Origin of the sequence: Microcoleus sp. B4-C2, assembly GCF_036705265.1 — a bacterium.
Lineage (GTDB): Bacteria > Cyanobacteriota > Cyanobacteriia > Cyanobacteriales > Microcoleaceae > Microcoleus.
In genome coordinates, this window is record NZ_JAUBUB010000109.1 from 1 (window position 1) to 20,250 (window position 20,250).

At 47.5% G+C, this 20,250-nt stretch carries 12 protein-coding genes; 11 read left to right on the forward strand and 1 reads right to left on the reverse strand.

Translation table 11 applies throughout. The features are described from left to right. The first annotated feature begins 236 nt into the window (after window positions 1-236). The gene (gene glgP / locus QUB20_RS24355; protein WP_333250138.1) at window positions 237-2,795 is read left to right on the forward strand and encodes an alpha-glucan family phosphorylase; all 2,559 of its coding nucleotides are present in this window, start codon (window positions 237-239) and stop codon (window positions 2,793-2,795) included. Between the two features lie 678 nt (window positions 2,796-3,473). Here the strand turns inward: glgP and mnmG are convergent. Beyond that, window positions 3,474-5,390: a tRNA uridine-5-carboxymethylaminomethyl(34) synthesis enzyme MnmG gene (mnmG, locus tag QUB20_RS24360; RefSeq protein ID WP_333250135.1), complete on the reverse strand. Its 1,917-nt coding sequence runs from the start codon at window positions 5,388-5,390 to the stop codon at window positions 3,474-3,476. Window positions 5,391-5,594: 204 nt separating this feature from the next. On the opposite strand from mnmG, the gene QUB20_RS24365 reads away from it, so the two are divergent. The 10 genes from QUB20_RS24365 (at window position 5,595) to QUB20_RS24410 (ending at window position 20,089) form a co-directional block, all read left to right on the forward strand. Next, on the forward strand, window positions 5,595-6,251 hold the full coding sequence (locus QUB20_RS24365; protein ID WP_333250133.1) for a DUF3800 domain-containing protein: 657 nt from the start codon (window positions 5,595-5,597) through the stop codon (window positions 6,249-6,251). A 683-nt stretch (window positions 6,252-6,934) separates the two neighbouring features. After that, a complete protein-coding gene (locus QUB20_RS24370; protein ID WP_039887994.1) occupies window positions 6,935-7,264 on the forward strand; it encodes a hypothetical protein in 330 nt (109 codons plus the stop codon). A gap of 198 nt (window positions 7,265-7,462) precedes the next feature. Beyond that, on the forward strand, window positions 7,463-8,992 hold the full coding sequence (gene psbB, locus QUB20_RS24375) for a photosystem II chlorophyll-binding protein CP47 (RefSeq protein ID WP_333242292.1): 1,530 nt from the start codon (window positions 7,463-7,465) through the stop codon (window positions 8,990-8,992). Window positions 8,993-9,411: 419 nt separating this feature from the next. Continuing rightward, window positions 9,412-9,507, forward strand: a complete 96-nt coding sequence (locus QUB20_RS24380; RefSeq protein ID WP_006635641.1) for a photosystem II reaction center protein T — start codon at window positions 9,412-9,414, stop codon at window positions 9,505-9,507. Between the two features lie 194 nt (window positions 9,508-9,701). After that, the gene (nrdR, locus tag QUB20_RS24385) at window positions 9,702-10,259 is read left to right on the forward strand and encodes a transcriptional regulator NrdR (RefSeq protein ID WP_333242409.1); all 558 of its coding nucleotides are present in this window, start codon (window positions 9,702-9,704) and stop codon (window positions 10,257-10,259) included. A 639-nt stretch (window positions 10,260-10,898) separates the two neighbouring features. Beyond that, window positions 10,899-12,038, forward strand: a complete 1,140-nt coding sequence (locus QUB20_RS24390; RefSeq protein ID WP_333250130.1) for a 30S ribosomal protein S1 — start codon at window positions 10,899-10,901, stop codon at window positions 12,036-12,038. Window positions 12,039-12,603: 565 nt separating this feature from the next. Beyond that, window positions 12,604-14,013: an adenylate/guanylate cyclase domain-containing protein gene (locus QUB20_RS24395; protein WP_333250128.1), complete on the forward strand. Its 1,410-nt coding sequence runs from the start codon at window positions 12,604-12,606 to the stop codon at window positions 14,011-14,013. 235 nt (window positions 14,014-14,248) lie between these two features. Continuing rightward, entirely contained in the window at window positions 14,249-18,466 is a 4,218-nt protein-coding gene (locus tag QUB20_RS24400) for a chemotaxis protein CheB (protein WP_333250126.1), read from the forward strand. 177 nt (window positions 18,467-18,643) lie between these two features. Next, window positions 18,644-19,027: an endonuclease domain-containing protein gene (locus QUB20_RS24405; protein ID WP_333250124.1), complete on the forward strand. Its 384-nt coding sequence runs from the start codon at window positions 18,644-18,646 to the stop codon at window positions 19,025-19,027. Between the two features lie 321 nt (window positions 19,028-19,348). Next, window positions 19,349-20,089, forward strand: coding sequence for an HAD family hydrolase (locus QUB20_RS24410; RefSeq protein WP_333250122.1), 741 nt, complete (start codon window positions 19,349-19,351; stop codon window positions 20,087-20,089). Window positions 20,090-20,250: the final 161 nt, after the last annotated feature.

Consider the following 20,250-nt stretch of genomic DNA (forward strand, 5'->3'; position numbering starts at 1 on the left):
CCTTTTTGGACGGGCGGGACGCCCATCCCACAATAACAATTAAAATTGTAAGTTATTTAATTCGCGATCCTTAGCTGAGTTAGGGACACGGCACTGCTGTGTCATTGCAGATAGTCGATACAGATCGGCATCGCGATCGCCCCCCGCAGCTTAAAACTTAAAATAGTGTGCAGAATAACGGACTTGTACCTAAAGACAGACGAAAATATCGCTACCCCAACATAAATGCTTTGTCTATGCAGCCAATTCGCACATTTAACGTTTCCCCCTCGCTACCGACAATTCTCGAACCCCTACGCAAGCTTGCCTACAACTTGCACTGGGACTGGAACGTCGATACCAAAGACCTCTTCCGCCGCCTCGATCGAGACCTGTGGGACTCCAGCAACCAAAACCCGGTGCTGATGCTCGGAACCATATCTCAAGAGCGGCTGCAAGAAATGGCAGAAGACGAAGGCTTCATTGCCCAAATGAACCGAGCAGCCCAGCAGTTAGACGATTATCTCAAAAACCGCGCCTGGTACCGGAAACAGCGCGGCACCGAGCAGCAAGAATGCTACGCTTACTTTTCGATGGAATTCGGCTTAGTTAAAGCCCTACCCATCTATTCCGGCGGTTTGGGCGTGCTCGCAGGCGACCACCTCAAATCAGCTAGCGATTTGGGCTTGCCCTTAGTCGGTGTCGGCCTGCTTTACCAAGAAGGCTATTTTTCGCAGTATCTCAACGCCGACGGCTGGCAGCAAGAACGCTATCCGCTCAATGATTTCTACAATATGCCACTGCACCCAGAACGCAATCCCGACGGTTCGGAATTGCGGATTGAGGTAGACTATCCCGGCCGCAAGGTGTATGCCCGGATTTGGCGAGTACAAGTGGGAACGGTTCCTTTGTACCTAATGGATACAAATATTGAACCTAACAGCCGCTACGACCAAGATATTACCGACCAACTGTATGGCGGTGATAAAACTCTGCGGATGCACCAAGAAATCATGCTGGGCATCGGTGGCGTGAAAATGCTCAAGGCATTGGGGCTGACAGTTACGGCTTATCACATGAATGAAGGCCACGCGGCTTTCATGGCTTTGGAACGCATTCGGATGCTGATGGAGGAATATCACCTGAGTTTCGTGGAAGCGGAACAGGTGGTGGTTTCGAGCAGTATGTTTACGACTCACACTCCTGTGCCTGCTGGGTTTGACTTGTTCGAGCCGGATATGGTGATGCACTATCTGAGTCACTATCCCAAGATGTTTGGCTTGTCGCAAGATGAGTTTCTGGGATTGGGCCGGGAGAATACTGGCGATTTGTCCGCACCTCTGAATATGGCAATTTTGGCAATTAAAATGTCGAGTTTTGTCAACGGGGTGGCGGCTTTGCACGGTGTGGTGTCGCGCCCGATGTTTCAGGGTTTGTGGCCGGGTTTGCCCCAGGAAGAAGTACCGATTACTTCGATTACCAACGGGGTGCACGCTCGCAGTTGTGTGGCGAAGTCTACTCAGGAGTTGTACGATCGATATCTCGGCCCGGACTGGGAAATGACCGGTAAGGACGATCGTCTATGGGACAGGCTTTCGTCGATTCCTGATGAGGAACTATGGCGCAATCACGAACGCTGTCGATCGGAGTTGGTGGTGTTCGCGCGGGAGTGGCTGCAAAAGACTTTGCGCGAGCGCGGTGCGGCCCAAACGGAAATCGAACACGCGCGGGAGGCTCTCAATCCGAAGGTGCTGACGATCGGGTTTGCCCGCCGCTTTGCTACTTACAAGCGGGCGACGCTGTTTTTGCGCGATGTCGATCGAATTATGCGGATCATGCGGGATCAAAATCGCCCGGTGCAGTTTGTGATTGCTGGGAAGGCTCACCCGATGGATATTCCGGGTAAGGAATTGATTCGGGATATCGTTCACTTCATCCGCGAGCACGAGACGATGAGCTCGATGGTGTTTTTACCGAACTACGACATTAACGTTGCTCGGATGATGGTGTCTGGCTGCGATGTGTGGCTGAATACGCCGCGCCGCCCGCGTGAGGCTTCGGGTACATCCGGGATGAAAGCTTCGATGAATGGTTTGCCGAATCTGAGCATTCTTGACGGATGGTGGGATGAGGCTGATTATGTTCGTACCGGTTGGCCGATCGGACATGGGGAATTTTACGAAGATACTAAGTATCAGGATGATGTCGAGGCGAATGCTTTGTACGACTTGATGGAAAAAGAAGTTGTACCCCTATTTTACAACCGGGATGATGATGGAATTCCCCGCGGTTGGACGGCGAAAATGAAGGATTCTATTCGCTTGAATTGTCCTTTGTTCAATACAGCTCGGATGGTGAAGGATTACGCGCGGCGGGCCTATTTCCCCGTGAGCGATCGCTACCACACCATGACTTCGGATAATTGCGCTCCGGCCAAGGAGTTGTCTCACTGGAAGAAGCACGTTCTCGCGAAATGGCACGATATTAAGATTGAGGCTGTTGATATTTCGCAGGATAAAGAAGTTAAAGTCAATCAGTCGATATCTGTTAAATCTCGGATTAATCTGAAGGGATTGACTCCTGCAGACGTGCAAGTCGAACTTTATCAAGGTTCGGTTGATGCTAACGGCGATATCATTGGTGGCGTGCCGGTAGTGATGGAGTATTTGGGAGAAGATTCTCAGAATGCTAGCCTTTATACGGCTGACATTACTTATACTTCTAGCGGTTTGCAAGGCTTGTCCTTGCGGGTTTTGCCGAAGCACGATAATCTCAGCAGTCCTTATGAAGCTGGCGTGATTCTCTGGGCACATTAAAGGAAGGAAGAAGGAAGAAGGAAGAGGGAAGAAGGAAGGCACGACACGGATTCGGACACGGATACACGGATGAATTTAACTGTGTTTCCCACTTCTCCCCCTCTCCCCCTCTCCCTCTCGCTGTCTCCCCCTCTCTCTCGCACTCTTTATGGAAGTTGGGGTTCGAGGATTGATAAATATCTACAATAGACTGGCAGAGTTTCATCAATTCTAGTTGACATTCTGCCAGTTTTCCGTTTTTGTGGCGTTGCTGAATACAGGTATCAATTCCCGATTTCGGAGTTTTTATAAGCCAAGTCTGGTGTTAATCGGTAGGGTGCGTCGCTCCTTCATATTTGATAAAGATTGCAGATTAACGGGTGGCGACGCACCAAACAGCAGGCGATCGCTCTTCTTGTGTGTACCACATATACATGGAATATGCTGTATATCCCTCAATAGGAAAGCTGCAGAACAAAATAGTGGTTTCACAATATAGCAATCCTCGCATCATTTGTAAAAATATGTAGGGGTAGTGCTACCCCTACTCCCCGTGCCTACCCCAGCCTGCATCGGGGCAACCACGGGGGGTTTGCCCCTACAAGAATTACACGAATCATTTAGGATTGCTATAGTCACACTTTTTCATCCTGCTATTCCATAAAATTGAAGGCAGCTTTGAAACACCTCTAGTTGAGGTTATTTTCCTACACCCGCTGGCTGCTGACGGTTTCGCACTTCCAGAAAAATCAACAAAGCATTAACATCAGCCGGATTTACTCCGCCAATTCTCGCCGCTTGGCCAATCGTCAGCGGTTTCACCTTAGCCAATTTTTCCCGCGATTCTTTGGATAGAGTTGTAATTGCCATGTAATCCAAATCCGCAGGCAATTGTCGGCGTTCGTGTTTGGCAATGTCATCGATTTGATTTTGCTGTCTTTGCAGGTAGCCGGAATATTTGATGTCAATTTCTGCACCATCTTTCTCAGCCAACTTCAGACTAGAATTGCCTAAATTGTAGCGTTCCAAATCCACATAATGAAAACCAGGACGACGCAACAAATCAGCCAGAGTAATTGAACCTTTAATTGCTTGTTGAGTGTCAGCAAAAATTGCCTTCCCTACTTCCTCGTGCTCTTTCACCCGCGTCGAGTACAACCGTTCCTTCTCTGCCACAATATTAGCTTGTTTGCGATCGAACAACTCCCAGCGGCGATCGTCAATCAAGCCAATTTCCCGTCCCAGCGGCGTCAAGCGTTGATCCGCATTGTCCGATCGCAATAATAGCCGATATTCCGATCGCGAAGTCAACATCCGGTAAGGTTCCCGCAAATCCTTCGTACACAAATCATCGATCAAAGTCCCGATATAACTTTGCTCGCGAGGAAACACAATCATCTCCTGATTTTTCGCAAACCGAGCCGCATTAATCCCCGCCACAATCCCCTGTGCAGCCGCCTCCTCATATCCAGTTGTACCGTTCACCTGACCCGCGCAAAACAGCCCTTCAATCTTCTTAGTCATCAGCGTTGGAAAGCACTGAGTTGCCGGCAAATAATCGTACTCCACAGCATAAGCAGGGCGCATCATCTCGCACTTTTCCAATCCCGGAAGAGTCCGCAGCATTTGCAATTGCAAATTTTCCGGTAAACCAGTAGAAAAACCTTGGATATAAAGTTCAGGAATATCTCTACCTTCCGGTTCAATAAAAATCTGGTGACTTTCCTTATCTGCAAACCGCACAATCTTATCTTCAATACTCGGACAATAGCGCGGCCCCTTCGCATCAACCCAGCCGCCGTAGACTGGAGAAAGGTGCAAATTGTCTCTAATTAATTGATGAGTTGCTGGCGTAGTTCGAGTCAAATAACAAGGCATTTGTTCCCGTTCGATCCAAACTTCTGGATCGAAACTAAACCAGCGAACCTCTGCATCTCCCGGCTGCGGTTCCAGGTTGGTATAATCGAGAGTACGTTTGTCAACTCTGGCCGGAGTTCCTGTTTTTAACCGCCCAGTTTCAAAGCCCAAACGATTGAGAGTTTCCGTCAAACCAACGGCAGCAAATTCTCCTGCACGTCCGGCGGGCATCGACTTATTGCCCACCCAAATCGTGCCGCCTAAAAAAGTACCTGTGGTCAGAATTACTGCTTTGCATTCAAAAGCGACGCCGAAGTATGTTTCGACTCCGATAACTTCTTCGTTTTTGCCCAAAACTAAGTCTGTTACCATCGCTTCGCGGATGGTCAAATTGGGTTGATTTTCAACAATATTATTCATCACAGCGGCGTATTCCCGCTTGTCTGTTTGTGCTCTCAGCGCCCACACTGCGGGGCCTCTCGATGCGTTGAGGACGCGCTTTTGTAAGTAAGTGCGATCGGCCATTTTGCCAATTTCCCCGCCTAACGCATCAACTTCGTTAGTAAGTTGGGTTTTAGCCGGGCCGCCGACAGCGGGATTGCAAGGTTGCCACGCAATTTTGTCGAGGTTGAGGGTGAGTAAAAGAGTGCGACAGCCGAGGCGAGAAGTGGCGAGGGCGGCTTCGCAGCCGGAGTGTCCGCCACCTACTACGATGATGTCGAAACTGTCTTGGAATTGTACAGGGGTTTGTGCAGTCATTCGATTTTAGATTTTAGATTTTAGATTTTAAATTGAAGAGGTGACTCTACGGATTAATCTGGGGGCTTGTATCCTGGATGTTGGCCATCAATATAAGCGCCGGTGAGAGATGGGGTTTTAGTCTTGTCTTTATTCTAGTATAAGTTAAAAGCTAAAAAACACTTATAATGTAGCGTTTATGTCAAAAAGTTACCATAAGGCGAGATGACGATTTTATTTTACGTTGATGAGGGTGGCACTGGCTGGAAAGATATGGAGACAAATTTCTTTTTTTTAGCTAGCTTTGCTATCCATGTCCAGCACTGGTCACAAATGGATAGAGAATTTTCAGCACTTAAAAAGGAGCTATTTAGTGGGAAGGAACCTGAAGACTGGGAACTTAAGGGGCGCGATATTTGGCAAGGTGTGGGTTCATTTAAGAATTTTCCAAGGGAATTCCGTCTTCAAGCGTTCAAGAAAGTTTCAGAAACTATCAGTCAGTTACCTAGCAATATATTCGCTGTTCAAGCCAACAAAAAAAGATTGCGCGAAACCAGCGAATATATTAAAGATGAAACTGGTTTGTATCGCTTAACTTTTAATCAATTATTAGAGCAGCTAGATGCTTATCTAAAGCAATCTAACGAAACGGGAATATTACTTATGGATTCGCGCTCAACTCAGCATACCAGTATTCAGGATGGGAGATTGCTCAGAGTGTATCGAGATTGGAAGTCACAAAAAAAATATTCTAACTTTGTGGAACTACCTTTGTTTGGCTTCTCAGAATTTTACACTGGTTTGCAGCTAGCAGATTATGTGGTGTACTTGATAGATCGTTATTCAAAGGAAGCAGGGAGAGCCAGTGGTCATACTGAATAGGAGGAAGCCTTCCATCTACTTGAGCCGAAAATGCAGTTGTTGAAAATTCCTATTCTCCAGCATAAAATCCACTTTGAAGACCGCTAAAATGAAGGGTAAGTTTAAATGCGAATCCACGACTATTATAGTCGTGGATTTCGCCCTTATTGAGAGCTTAACCCTCTTTTAAGAGGGGCTTAAAATAACTCTCTACGCCTTGGCGGGGCGTTATTTTGGCAGTGATGGTATGATCATTAAAATCATGTTTCAGGTTGACAGGCGCACGGTATCTCAACCGTACCATACCTCCCCGTGCAGTTCGGGGCACCTTGTCTCTGACAGGCGCACGGTATCTCAACCGTACCATACCTCCCCGTGCAGTTCGGGGCACCTGTCATTTAATACCATTATATAGTATAGTAAAAGGTTTGGTCAAATATCGCTCGCTCATAATTGGGGCATATTAATTGAGATTAAGATGATGCGATCGCATCAAGCGACCAAAAGAGCAAAATTACCACAACCTTGTTAGGGCCACAATACACATTTGAATGGTTAGGACTTTCTGACCCAAGCGAGCCGCTCTTCCTTAGCGTCCTAGCGCTTACGCGCCGCTTCGCTAAGGCGTCTTCGCGGTTCAATAATTCCGTACAATTGCAGTTTTGCGTTATGTTAGACAAAAAAATCTCAACAAGCGTACACAAGTGAAATACTTCTTCTTATCCGACGGCTGGAAAGTTGGGCGCGTTTGGGGCGTCGGCGGCGAGTGGAGTCACGCCGCCTGGAGGCGGGCGCCGGACATCCAACAGCTCAACCTGTGTCTTTCCGATCGCAACGAAAAAATGTGGCTCTACCGCGTAGAAGACGCCGTACTCATGGTAGAAGTCCAACCCGCAGTCCGTCCCGATCCCGCCGATCCCGCCAAAAATATCGGCAACGTCACCCTCACCAGACTGATCGATGCCGAGCAAGTCCTCGAACGCCTCGGGACGATCGCCGCCCGCTGCGAAATGGGCAACCCGCAACTAATGTAATGCTCAACATATTGCAATCGGTTCTAACACTCGATACACTTCTTTAAATAACTTTCATTTTTATGCCTCCACCTTTGAAGGTAGATGGCAGTCGGCAAAAGGCAGAGTTTAAACCCTGCAGGTAACTGCTGGGGATTCAGAATCTGATTTTTCCGTAAAAATAGACATCATCACTTACACCTTGGAGAACCGCAGTCAATGGGACTACCCTGGTATCGCGTACACACAGTCGTCTTAAATGACCCAGGCCGATTGATTTCTGTACACTTAATGCACACTGCCCTCGTGGCAGGTTGGGCCGGCTCAATGGCCCTTTATGAACTAGCAGTTTTTGATCCCACAGACCCAGTTCTGAACCCAATGTGGCGTCAAGGGATGTTCGTGTTGCCCTTCATGACTCGCTTGGGAGTTACGGGTTCTTGGGGCGGTTGGAGCATCACTGGCGAAGGTAACGTCGATCCGGGCTTCTGGTCCTTTGAAGGCGTCGCCGTCGCTCACATCGTCCTCTCTGGCCTGCTGTTCTTAGCAGCAGTTTGGCACTGGGTATTTTGGGACTTAGAACTTTTCAGAGACCCTCGCACCGGTGAACCAGCCCTCGACTTGCCAAAAATGTTTGGCATTCACCTGTTCCTCTCCGGCTTGCTCTGCTTCGGCTTCGGCGCATTTCACCTGTCGGGACTTTTCGGCCCGGGAATGTGGGTGTCTGACCCCTACGGCCTGACCGGTCACGTCCAGCCAGTGGCGCCTTCTTGGGGCCCTGAAGGCTTCGATCCGTTCAATCCGGGCGGCATCGTGGCTCACCACATTGCAGCGGGCGTAGTCGGCGTAATTGCCGGTTTGTTCCACTTGACAGTGCGGCCGCCGGAACGTCTTTACAAAGCCCTGCGGATGGGGAATATCGAAACTGTACTTTCTAGCAGTATCGCTGCTGTGTTCTTTGCAGCCTTTGTGGTTGCGGGTACGATGTGGTACGGTTCTGCTGCAACTCCGATCGAACTTTTTGGCCCGACTCGCTATCAGTGGGACGGCGGCTATTTCCAACAAGAAATCGATCGCAGAGCTCAAGCTAGCTTGGCCGGTGGCCAAAGCTTCCAAGAAGCTTACGAACAAATTCCTGAAAAATTGGCTTTCTACGACTACGTGGGCAACTCTCCTGCTAAAGGCGGTTTGTTCCGGGCCGGCGCGATGGTCAATGGCGACGGTATTGCTAAATCTTGGCTGGGCCATCCAGTATTTACTGACAGCGAAGGTCGGGTATTGTCGGTTCGCCGCCTCCCCAACTTCTTTGAAACTTTCCCAGTAATTTTGACGGACAAAGATGGGGTCGTTCGCGCTGACATCCCCTTCCGCCGTGCTGAATCAAAATACAGCTTTGAACAAAGCGGAGTTACCGTCAGCTTCTACGGTGGTGAACTTAACGGTCAAACCTTTAATAATCCTCTAGATGTTAAGAAGTTTGCTCGCGCTGCTCAAAAGGGTGAAGTGTTTGAATTCGATCGCGAAACCTTGAATTCTGACGGCGTTTTCCGCACTTCGACTCGCGGTTGGTTCACTTTCGGACACGTTTGCTTTGCTTTGCTATTCTTCTTCGGCCATATCTGGCACGGTTCTCGGACTATTTTCCGCGACGTGTTTGCTGGAGTTGAGGCTGACTTGGAAGAACAAGTCGAGTGGGGCCTGTTCCAAAAACTGGGCGACGTAACCACCAGAAGACAAGAACCTCTCTAAATTTTGCCAGCCTCTGGGTAGGGGGGAAACTTCCCCGCTACACAAAAACCCGGTTTCTTGAAGAAACCGGGTTTTTTTAGTTAAGAATAAAACCAGCAATTAACTACCAGCCGGGAAGTCCCGAACGTATATTTAGAGGGGATTAATCTGAGCGCTCGGCCCCGTACCCCGTTGGGAATTACTCCTTGGGATGAAAGGCTCGTCGGGTGTAGGTACCGAAACCGACAATTATTCTTTTAAACCCCAAGATGATCGGGAAATACTCTGATACTATATTAGCAAGTGGGGGTGGAACTACCTCACTATAAAAAGCCTTTGAAAAAAAGGAAAAAGAAGCCTGCGGTCTAACTGTACTCAGTTGACCGTCAGGTTTGTTCACGATAAAATAATACGGCAAGGGAAGATAGGGAAAATTTAACATGGAAAGTGTTGCTTACATTTTGATTCTGGCTTTAGCCATAGGCGTACTATTTTTTGCGATCGCCTTTCGGGAACCTCCCCGGATTGGCAAATAATTAGCTATACGCCTGCGGTAAGTCCAAAATATCCTGAACCGGACTGCGGTTAGCCCGCATCATAGTGATCTAATTTGGTGCGGGACTCTTTCACCGCTGTGTGCTAAGTGATTTTTCTAGTCCAGCCATTCATCAGACCCCAAGGGGTTAGATGAATGGCAATTTGCTGGCAATGCCTGTTAAACTCAGCAATCATGCGCTGTTCCTCCTGCCAACACACAAATAGCCGCGTTCTAGAATCGCGTTCAGCCGAATCAGGTCAAAGCATCCGTCGGCGGCGTGAGTGTTTGAACTGCCAGCACCGCTTCACAACCTACGAACGCATAGAATTTGTGCCGATTACGGTGATCAAGCGGGACGGCAAGCGCGAATCTTTTGACAGGTCAAAATTAGTCAGGGGATTGATTCGGGCCTGCGAAAAAACCGGTTTGTCTTCCGGGCATCTCGAAACTCTGGCAGAAGAAATCGAGGCCCAACTCCAAGGTCGATCGCTCCGAGAAATCGCCAGTTCAGAAATAGGGGAACTGGTGCTGTTGCACCTGCGACCCCTCAGCGAAGTCGCTTATGTCCGTTTTGCCTCGGTATATCGGCAATTTCGAGGCATCCGAGATTTTGTAGATACCCTAAATCACCTTCAGAATCCCCTCAACGAAGCTGAAGATACAGAAACAGGGACAAATTTTGACGCAGATTTGCCGGATTCCGAAGCAGTCGATCGAGAAAGCCCAGCATCCTGCGCTAGTCCCAGCTAAGCTCGCTTAAATTAATTTATAGAAATATTTTGGGAGATTGAAAACCTTGTCGCGAGGAAGGCCGGGAGGAATAGCGACTCAAGGGACTCTCTTTCGAGCGAGTGTTCTTTTTTCTCAGTAATAGTGCTGGGTGTGATATGATCGTCATCGGTCTAAAATAGAGTATAACTAGACAACGTAAAAACTTAACTGGATTAGTTGAGTGCGTAGTCACACCTAACGGTGTTGCAGTTTAGGAAAGCTCGCATTTGAACAAAACCTAACTAAAGCTCGGTGACTAATTAAATACGGTAGGACATACCGAAATTTACGCTTCTGGAGAAACCGACCTCTACTTAGACTGGAGTAATCCTGTCGCCAGCAAGTCGGCTCGTTGAATGAAGAATCTCAGTTTATTTATACCTGAGAGTGTCAAAATAGTCTACTTGACTCGGAATGTTAAGATTCAACGTTTTAACACAGAGTATGGAGTAACAGTAATGGCAAGCGCTGGTGTGCAGTTGCACCCGGCAAAAGTTAGCAAAAACTGACTTTAGTAAAAGATTTGGAAAAAAGTTAATCGCTTTTTCACCAAAATCTCGAATATCTGCCGGCACAAACGAAAAACATGAAGGAGAGAAATCCTAGGAAACTATTCGCATGGTCAATCTCAAAACCACAGTCAAAGACATCGGCTTTACTCACGAAGATTTTGCAGCCCTACTTGATAAATATGACTATCACTTTAGCCCGGGCGATGTAGTAGCGGGTACAGTTTTTAGTATAGAACCGAGGGGCGCTCTGATTGATATCGGTGCTAAAACAGCAGCGTACATTCCCATTCAGGAAATGTCCATCAATCGAGTGGAAAGCCCTGAAGAGGTATTGCAATCAAACGAAACCCGAGAGTTTTTCATTCTAACCGATGAAAATGAAGACGGACAATTAACCCTGTCCATCCGGCGCATCGAATATATGCGGGCGTGGGAAAGAGTGCGACAACTGCAAGCAGAAGATGCCACAGTACGATCGCAAGTATTTGCCACCAACCGCGGCGGCGCACTCGTGAGAATAGAAGGCTTGCGAGGCTTTATTCCCGGTTCTCACATCAGTACCCGCAAACCGAAGGAAGAATTAGTCGCCGAAGAATTACCATTAAAATTCTTAGAGGTAGACGAAGACCGCAACCGCCTAGTGTTGAGTCATCGTCGCGCCTTAGTTGAGCGCAAGATGAACCGCCTCGAAGTCGGAGAAGTCGTCATCGGTACAGTACGCGGTATCAAGCCTTACGGTGCCTTTATCGACATCGGCGGCGTCAGCGGCTTGCTGCACATCTCGGAAATTTCGCACGATCACATCGATACGCCTCATAGCGTTTTCAATGTTAACGACGAAGTGAAAGTGATGATCATTGACTTGGATGCCGAGAGAGGCCGGATTTCTCTCTCCACCAAGCAGTTGGAACCGGAGCCTGGAGCGATGGTCAAAAATCGCGAATTGGTATACGAAAAAGCTGAGGAAATGGCAGCTAAGTTCCGCGAGAAAATGCTGGCTCAAAAGCAAGCTAAAGCAGGCATAGACATTCCTGTAGACTCAACTGATGCTGATGATGACCTCTCCGACGAACTCGAAGATGTGCCATCAGCAATGGAAGAGGATCTGCCGGAAGTAGCACCTGAAGTAGCACCCGAAGCAGCACCCGAAGCAGCACCCGAAGCAGCACCCGAAGCAGCACCTGAAGCAGCACCCGAAGCAGTATTAGATGTAGAGGAAGAAATCCCTCCTGCGACGGAAGAATAACATCACAGTTAGTGTTATTAAAAGAGGGAAAATTCCCTCTTTTTTTTTGCCTTAAACGTCCCAATTACCAATCATTAATTACCAATTAATATCAATTCTGAAAAGTACGCGCGCATTTGTAGGGAAACGGAATTGCCCATAGGTGTCAACTTAACGTTAAACCCATAGTCCGGCAAGGGTTGAAACCCCTGGCGGACTGACGGGATGACTAACGAACTTGGCGAGCTAACAGCTTAAGTTGACACCTATGGGCATTGCTGTCTCCCTACTTAGTGGTTGACAATTAGCAATTACCAATTAGCAATTACCAATTACCAACAATTTAATATGTTCCTGCTGGCAGATGCACCGATCGCACTTTAAATTAAAACAAGTGGCAGCGCGATCGATCTTCCTAAATAAACCTAGCCTTTATGCTGCTAATTTGTTAAGATTTACAAACATCAGGGACATCCGCACAAGTGCAAACTCATCAGCATTCTCAGGCAAAAACAAACTAGACAAGCAAATTACACAAAATAATACTTAGAAATTTCTTGCCATGAGGCTCAAAGGCAAGTGAGTCATGAAAATCGAACTATTAAAAGAAAAATTAGAACAGCTCAAAAAACGTCCCAATTCGAGCAAAGGAACGATCGACCAAATCGAAAACTGGTTAACCGGTTCCCACATTTTGCAGAGATTGAGAATTAATCCTTACTACGTAGCAGGCGAGACAGTCAAGAATGTTAAAAAAATTACTTCCGAATTTCTGCACGGAGTAAAAGCCGGTGCCTTTGACTTGCACTGGGATATTCACTGCCCCCACTGCAACATGATTACAGAAGAATTTAAGGATTTGGCAGACACATCAGAAATGTCTTTTTGCCCGATGTGCGAGCGCGAGTTCAACATTGATTTGCTCGATCGCGTCGAAGTTACTTTTTCCCTGAACAAAGAAATCGAAGATCCGCAACTGCGCCCCGTCTGCGCTCCCCCTCCCGTACTCCAGAGCAAACTGCAACTGGTAACGCCTTTATACTGCACCGAATCGGAGATTGTTACCTTAGAAAACGGTCGATATCGCTACTGCTGTCCCCTCACTTTAGCTAAAGGGATTTTAAAGGTTGAAGGCGAAGAAACAGAAGAGATACAAGAAATTAAACTCCAGCAGTTAGCCGGCCCAGATTTTGACAAAAAAGAGCTTGCCGTGCGTCCGGGAAAAGTCAAGATAGAATTAACTAATACCGAACACAATTTGTCGGGGCTGATTTTGCATTCCGATGAATTGCCCGATGAATTAAAAGTAGAACAACTGCCCCTGCGGCTGTCAGGAATGCAACTGCTTCATCACCCCGATTATAAGCGTTTGTTCGGCGATCAAGTAATATCAGAAAGAGAGCGAGTCAAGATTCGGGCGATTACTATTATGTTTACTGATATTACCGGTTCTACCAGAATGTACGAAACACTGGGAGATACTAAAGCTTACAATATTGTGCGCGATCATTTTGAAATTTTCTTTGACTCGATAGAGAAATTTGGCGGTAAAGTCATTAAAACCATCGGCGATGCCGTCATGGCTTCTTTTATCAGTAACGAACAAGCAATTATGGCTGCCGCTGGTGCTGTAGCCTGTTTGAGAGAGTATAACTCCACTCGCCAAGCACAAGAGTGGATTCAAGTCAGGATTGGCATTCACCGAGGTACGGCTTTGCTGGTAAATCTTAATAATTCGATCGACTATTTTGGCTCGACAGTCAACAAAGCCGCCCGCATTCAAAATCTTTCTAAAAGTGACGAAGTTTCATTTTCCGAAGAAGTTTACAGCGACGAAGCATTTTTAACAGCATTAAAAGCTGCTGGAGTCTCCGAAATTCAAAAACGAGTAGAAGATTTAAAAGGAATACAAGGCGCACAAGTCGCTTATACTGCTAGAATTAATACGGAATCAGTAATCGCACTTTCTGCTACACTGGCGGGTGAAAAAAGCTAAGTAGGCAAGCAAATAAATACTACTTGGTTATTACCAGCCTCTAGTAGTGATCGCCCCAACAGGATATAGCATTGTTCGATCGCGCTCAGCTCGTGGCTCCCACAGTGTAGCTCATGCTTAAGGGAGTTGCGTTAGGATGGCAAGTTAACCGAGTATCAAAATAGTCTAAATTAATTAGTCGTACAGTTGCCAGATACGTAAGCTCCTAAATAACTGAAGTCGAGGACTTCACATTATGACTTCTCCTCAATTATCTCCAGAAAATACACCCGAATCGATCGCACCAGTCGCCCTCGATTGCGAACAATTAGCCGAAACCGATGCCCCCTTTCCCATTGTTGGGATTGCTGCCTCAGCAGGTGGTTTGGCAGCATTCACGGAATTACTGAGCCATTTACCCACCGATACGGGTATGGCGTTTGTGCTGATTCAGCATTTAGATCCCAATCACAAAAGTCTGCTGAGCGAGATTCTCGCGAGAACCACGCAAATGCCTGTTAATGAGGTAAAAGACGGCGTAGCTGTAGAGCCCAATCAAGTCTACGTTATTCCGCCCAACACCAAGATGGTGCTATGTAAAGGCGTGCTGCAACTATCACCGCGCGAGAAGATTTATGGCAAATATATGCCGGGAGATGCGTTTTTTACCTCATTGGCGATCGATCGCGGACACAAAGCAATCGCCGTAGTTTTATCCGGGGGAGACGGAGACGGTTCACTCGGGCTCAAGGCAATCAAAGCAGCCGGAGGCATGACTTTTGCTCAATGTCAAGGCACAGCAAAAGTCGATAGTATGCCGAATACCGCTGTTGCGACAGGCAATGTCGATTTCGTTCTGCCACCGGAAAAAATTGCCGAGGAACTGGCAAACTATAGTGGCAATCCCCTTCTGACTGGCCCGCTTCCCCTGACAAAAGTTGAGGAATCGCCCGAACAGGGAGATGCCCTGGCAAGCATTTTTGCGCTGCTGAAATCGACCACAGGCGTAGATTTTAGCCACTACAAACCCACCACGATCGCTCGACGCATTCAGCGACGGATGGTATTGTACAAGCTGGAAACCTTGAATGATTACGCCCAACATCTTCGACACCATTCGGCTGAAGTCACAGCCCTGTATGAAGAAATCCTGATCCACGTTACCAGTTTCTTCCGTGATCCCGAAGCCTTTGAAAAGTTAACAGAACTGGTTTTCCCCCGGATTACCCAAAATAAATCGGCCGAAACTCCGATTCGGATTTGGGTGGCGGGATGTTCGACAGGTGAAGAAGTTTATTCGATCGCGATTTGCTTGTTAGAGTTTTTGAGCGATCGAGCCATCCAGCCACCGATCCAGATTTTTGCCACAGACATTAGCGAACAGGCAATTGGCAAAGCGAGGTCTGGCGTCTACTCAGAAAACCAGATGGTAGATGTTTCACCAGAACGACGTAGTGCCTACTTTATTGCCCAAGAAGAAGGTAGCTATAGAATCAGCAAGGCAGTCCGCGAACTGTGTGTATTTGCCCGACAAGACTTAGGTAGCGACCCGCCTTTTTCCAATCTCGATTTAGTTAGCTGTCGCAATGTGCTGATCTACTTGGGAGAGTCATTGCAAAAAAAATTGATGCCCATTTTTCATTACAGTCTTAACCCAAATGGCTTTCTGTTGTTAGGCACTTCTGAGAGTACCGGAAAATTCTCATACTTGTTTACTTCAGTAGATAAAAAATCTAAAATTTATGCCAAAAACTTGACGGCGACTCGTCCGACTTTTTCGTTTACGCCGAGTTCCTATCCCGTAGCTAAACCACGTGAAAGGCAGGGAGTGAAGGAAAATTTGACAAATAGCTTTGATTTACAGCGAGAAACAGACCAACTGATTTTGAATCGCTATGCCCTAGCAGGTGTGGTTGTCAACGAGCTCATGAACATCCTGCAAGTGCGGGGAGACATCAATCCTTACTTGAGACTGGCCTTTGGAACGCCCGACTTAAACTTGATGACAATGGCCAGGGAAGGCTTGCTGCTTGAGCTTCGCACCACCATTTATCAGGCACAAACGCAGAACGTGACCGTTAGGAAAGAAGGAGTCTCGGTTATTGAATCGGGCGGACGATCGAGTATCGTCAATTTTGAGGTGATTCCGTTCCAGCCACAGGCGGTCGAAGGACGCTACTTTTTGGTGCTATTTGAACAGGCTTCACCCCCCGTGCTTAACCTCACCACCCTCCCTTCTGAAAGCTTCGAGCAAGCTGATTTAGTGCGCGAAATTGAGCTAATGAGGCAGCAACTTGCAGCAGCTTACCAAGAGAAAACTGCGGTTCAAGCGCAACTGCAAGCGGTGATCCATGAACACGAAAATCTCAACCAAGACATCAAAATTGCCAACGAAGAAATCCTATCGAGCAACGAGGAGTTGCAAAGCACCAACGAGGAGTTAGAAACTGCCAAAGAAGAGATTCAAGCCACTAACGAGGAACTCACTACCACTAACGAGGAACTTCGCAGCCGCAATATTGAACAAAGCCGGGTCAATAACGATCTGATAAATTTGCTTTCCAGTATCAATATCCCTATTTTAATGCTGACAAACGATTTACAGATTCGACGCTTTACGCCAACGGCACAGCAAATTTTTAGTGTGATTCCCACAGATGTTGGACGACCCTTTAGCGACATCCGCTCAACTCTGAACGTTCCTGACTTGGAACAGATGATTTTGGAGGTGATTGATACTCTCCAGACGAAAGAACAAGAAGTTCAAACTTTATCGGGATATTGGTACAACCTCCGCATTCGTCCTTACCGAACAACGGAAAACCAGATTGACGGTGTGGTGATGGTTTTGCTCGATATTGATGCTCTTAAAGGCAGTGCCAGAACCTTGGAGGAGGCCCGAAATTATGCTGAAACCATTGTGGAAACTGTGCAAACGCCTTTAGTCGTCCTAGATGCTAATTTCCGAGTGAATAAAGCAAATCGATCGTTTTATGAATTGTTTCAGGTTTCACCGTTAGAAACAGCAAAATCTTCGCTGTTTGAGCTAGGCAACGGGCAGTGGAATATCCCCCAATTGCGAGGGATTCTGGAAGATATTCTGGTGAGTGATGTTCAGCTTGAAAACTTTGAGTTGCAGCACCTGTTTGAGCAGAGCGGGCAGAAAACCATGCTGCTGAATGCTTGTAAACTGGAACGAGAAGACCAAGCTTTAATGATTCTGTTGTCGATCGAGGATATCACCGAGCGCAAGCAGTTTGAGACCCTACGAGCGCAGTTATTGGAGCAGGAACAGTTGGCCCGCCAACAAGCAGAAACCGCCAACCGTGCTAAAGATGAATTTCTCGCGAATCTCTCCCACGAGCTCCGCAATCCCCTGACTCCGATCTTGGGGTGGTCACAAGTTCTGCGCTCTGGCAAGCTTAAGGGAGTAGCGGCTACTAACGCTCTAGAGGTGATCGAGCGCAGCGCGAGGGCGCAATCTCAGTTAATCGAAGATATCCTGGATATTTCGCGGATTACGAGTGGCAAGCTTCAACTGTCCATTTGTCAGATCGATCTGCGGTTAGCGGTGCAAGCCGCGCTGGACGGGGTGCAATTATCCGCCGAGGCAAAAAACATTCAAATTGTTTCGGAGTTGATTTCTACGACTGTTTTAGGGGATATCAATCGCTTGCAGCAAGTTGTGTGGAATCTTCTGTCTAATGCGATTAAGTTTACTCCGGCGGGGGGACGAGTGGAAATCACGCTCTCGGCGATCGAGAATCATGCTCAACTTCGAGTCAGGGATACGGGAAAAGGCATTGAGGCACAATTTTTGCCGTATATTTTCGATCGTTTCCATCAAGGCGATGCCAGCAGCGCTAAGACGAATCAAGGGCTGGGATTGGGTTTGTCGATCGTGCGTCACCTGATTGAATTGCACGGGGGAACGGTGCAAGCCGAAAGTCCGGGTGAGGGACAAGGAACTACAATGACTGTCAGATTGCCGTTGCGATCCCTACCTGCAGAGTTGACATCGGCGATCGATTTAAACTCAACTGATTTGGAAGGGCCTTTAAACGCCTCTAGCGATCGCGTCCCCTCTCTCGAAGGCTTGCACATCTTAGCTGTAGACGATCTGATCGATACGCGCGAGTTCTTACAATTTGTCCTTGAAGGCTACGGGGCGGAGGTTTTGGCAGTTGAATCTGCCAGAAGTGCGATCGCTGCTTTGACTGAAAATCCCGGCAGATATGATTTGCTCATCTCCGATATCGGAATGCCAGAGGAAGATGGGTATTTCTTAATTCGAGAAGTGCGATCTCTTGCTGCGGAAGCCGGAGGAGAAATCCCGGCCGCGGCGCTGACTGCCTATGCGGGCGATAAAGAACGCGAAAGGGCGATCGAAGCTGGTTTTCAAAGACATATGGTTAAGCCCATCCAGCCGGTTGTACTAGGATTAATGGTGGCTAATTTAGTAGGAAGATTTTAAATATTTTGGAGTGTTGATTTATGATGTTTGAGATTAGATTAGGCAGTTAAACTCTTGTCCCCCGGAGATCCCCCTAAATCCCCCTTCTTAAGGGGAGTAGGGGTTGACTTTGAGAAGAGTCTTGTCCCCCCCTTCTTAAGGGGGGTTAGGGGGGATCTCCGGCTCGAGATTAGGAGGATGATGACCAAATTAAACGACTCGAATTTCCACCTACCTTACAACCCAAAACTCATCCCTATCGCCAAGGAACTTCGGAAAAATCCAACTCCAGCCGAAAAGAAACTTTGGGAAGATTTTCTGAGAAATTTCCCTTTTAGAGTTTTGAGACAGCGACCCATCGACAATTTTATTGTAGATTTTTATTGTGCTGCTTTAAGATTGGTAATTGAGGTTGATGGCGAGAGTCATTTTACTGAACAGGGGAAACAATATGATGCGGAAAGAACAGGGATTTTCGAGGGGTATGGACTGCAAGTTGTCAGGTTTACGAATGTTGATGTGTTGCAGTGTTTTGAGGGAGTTTGTCAGGAGTTGTTGGGTGCGTGCGATCGTCATTATTAGGGCCAGATATCCCCTAACCCTCCTTAATAAGGGGGGACAAGAGTACGATCGGGCATCTCGTAATAGTTAAGGCCAGATCCCCCCTAGCCCCCCTTAATAAGGGGAGTAGGGGGTGGGACAAGATTCTTCTCAAAGTCAACCCCTACTCCCCTTCTTAAGGGGGATTTAGGGGGATCGAGATATGTGCAACTTCACATTAAATTGGTATAACCCTCCTTAATAAGGGGGGACAAGAGAGTTATGTTGCGCTAAAAACAATTGCTAAAAATACCACAATATGAGACTATACAAAAAAATATAAAAATTACGGAGTTCAGATTCTTGGTAACTATTAAATGTCGGGGCATTACCTTCTCGAATATCCAAGCCGTAATCTTTGACAAAGACGGCACTCTAGAGGATTCTCAAGAATTTTTGAGATTGTTGGGAATTAAGCGATCGCGCCTCGCAGACGCTCAAATTCCGGGCGTTGGAGATCCTTTACAAATGGCTTTCGGCATCGAAGGTGGCAGCATCGACCCCACGGGTTTGCTAGCCGTCGGTAGTCGCAGGGAAAATGAGATTGTGGCGGCGGGATACATCGCCGAAACCGGCCGGGGATGGCTGGAATCTTTAACTATTGCGCGCCGCGCTTTTGACGAAGCTGACGAAATGTTTAAAAATAGTGCGGTTTCTCCTTTATTTGTCGGCAGTTTGGAAGTGCTGAAATATCTTTCGGAAGCGGGCTTGAAGCTGGGAATTCTTTCGGCGGCTACAACAGAATCGGTGCAGAAATTTGTGAAACACCACGCATTAGCCGAGTGGATTCAGTTAGAAATGGGAGTTGATTCAACGCTTCATAAACCAGATCCGAAATTGTTTTTGCAAGCTTGTGAGAAACTGGGAGTAAATCCCGCAGCAACTTTGATGGTGGGAGATTCAGCGGGCGATATTCAGATGGGTAAAAATGCGGGCGCGGCTGGCTGTATCGGGATTTGTTGGGGGAAGGCGGAGGTTAGTCATTTGGAAAATGCTGATGTGGCGATCGCATCTTTGGATGAAATTAAAATTTTAGCAGATTGAGCAAACATCACATCGCCTGGGCAGGTTTTGCTTGGGAAAATCTCGCTTGTACCTGAGTCCAGATCCCCCCTAACCCCCCTTAAGAAGCAGGGTGGATTAATTGTCCCCAAGTAAATTATAATAGTCGAGCGCGAGCGGCTCGAGTCCGCTCGCGCTCGACT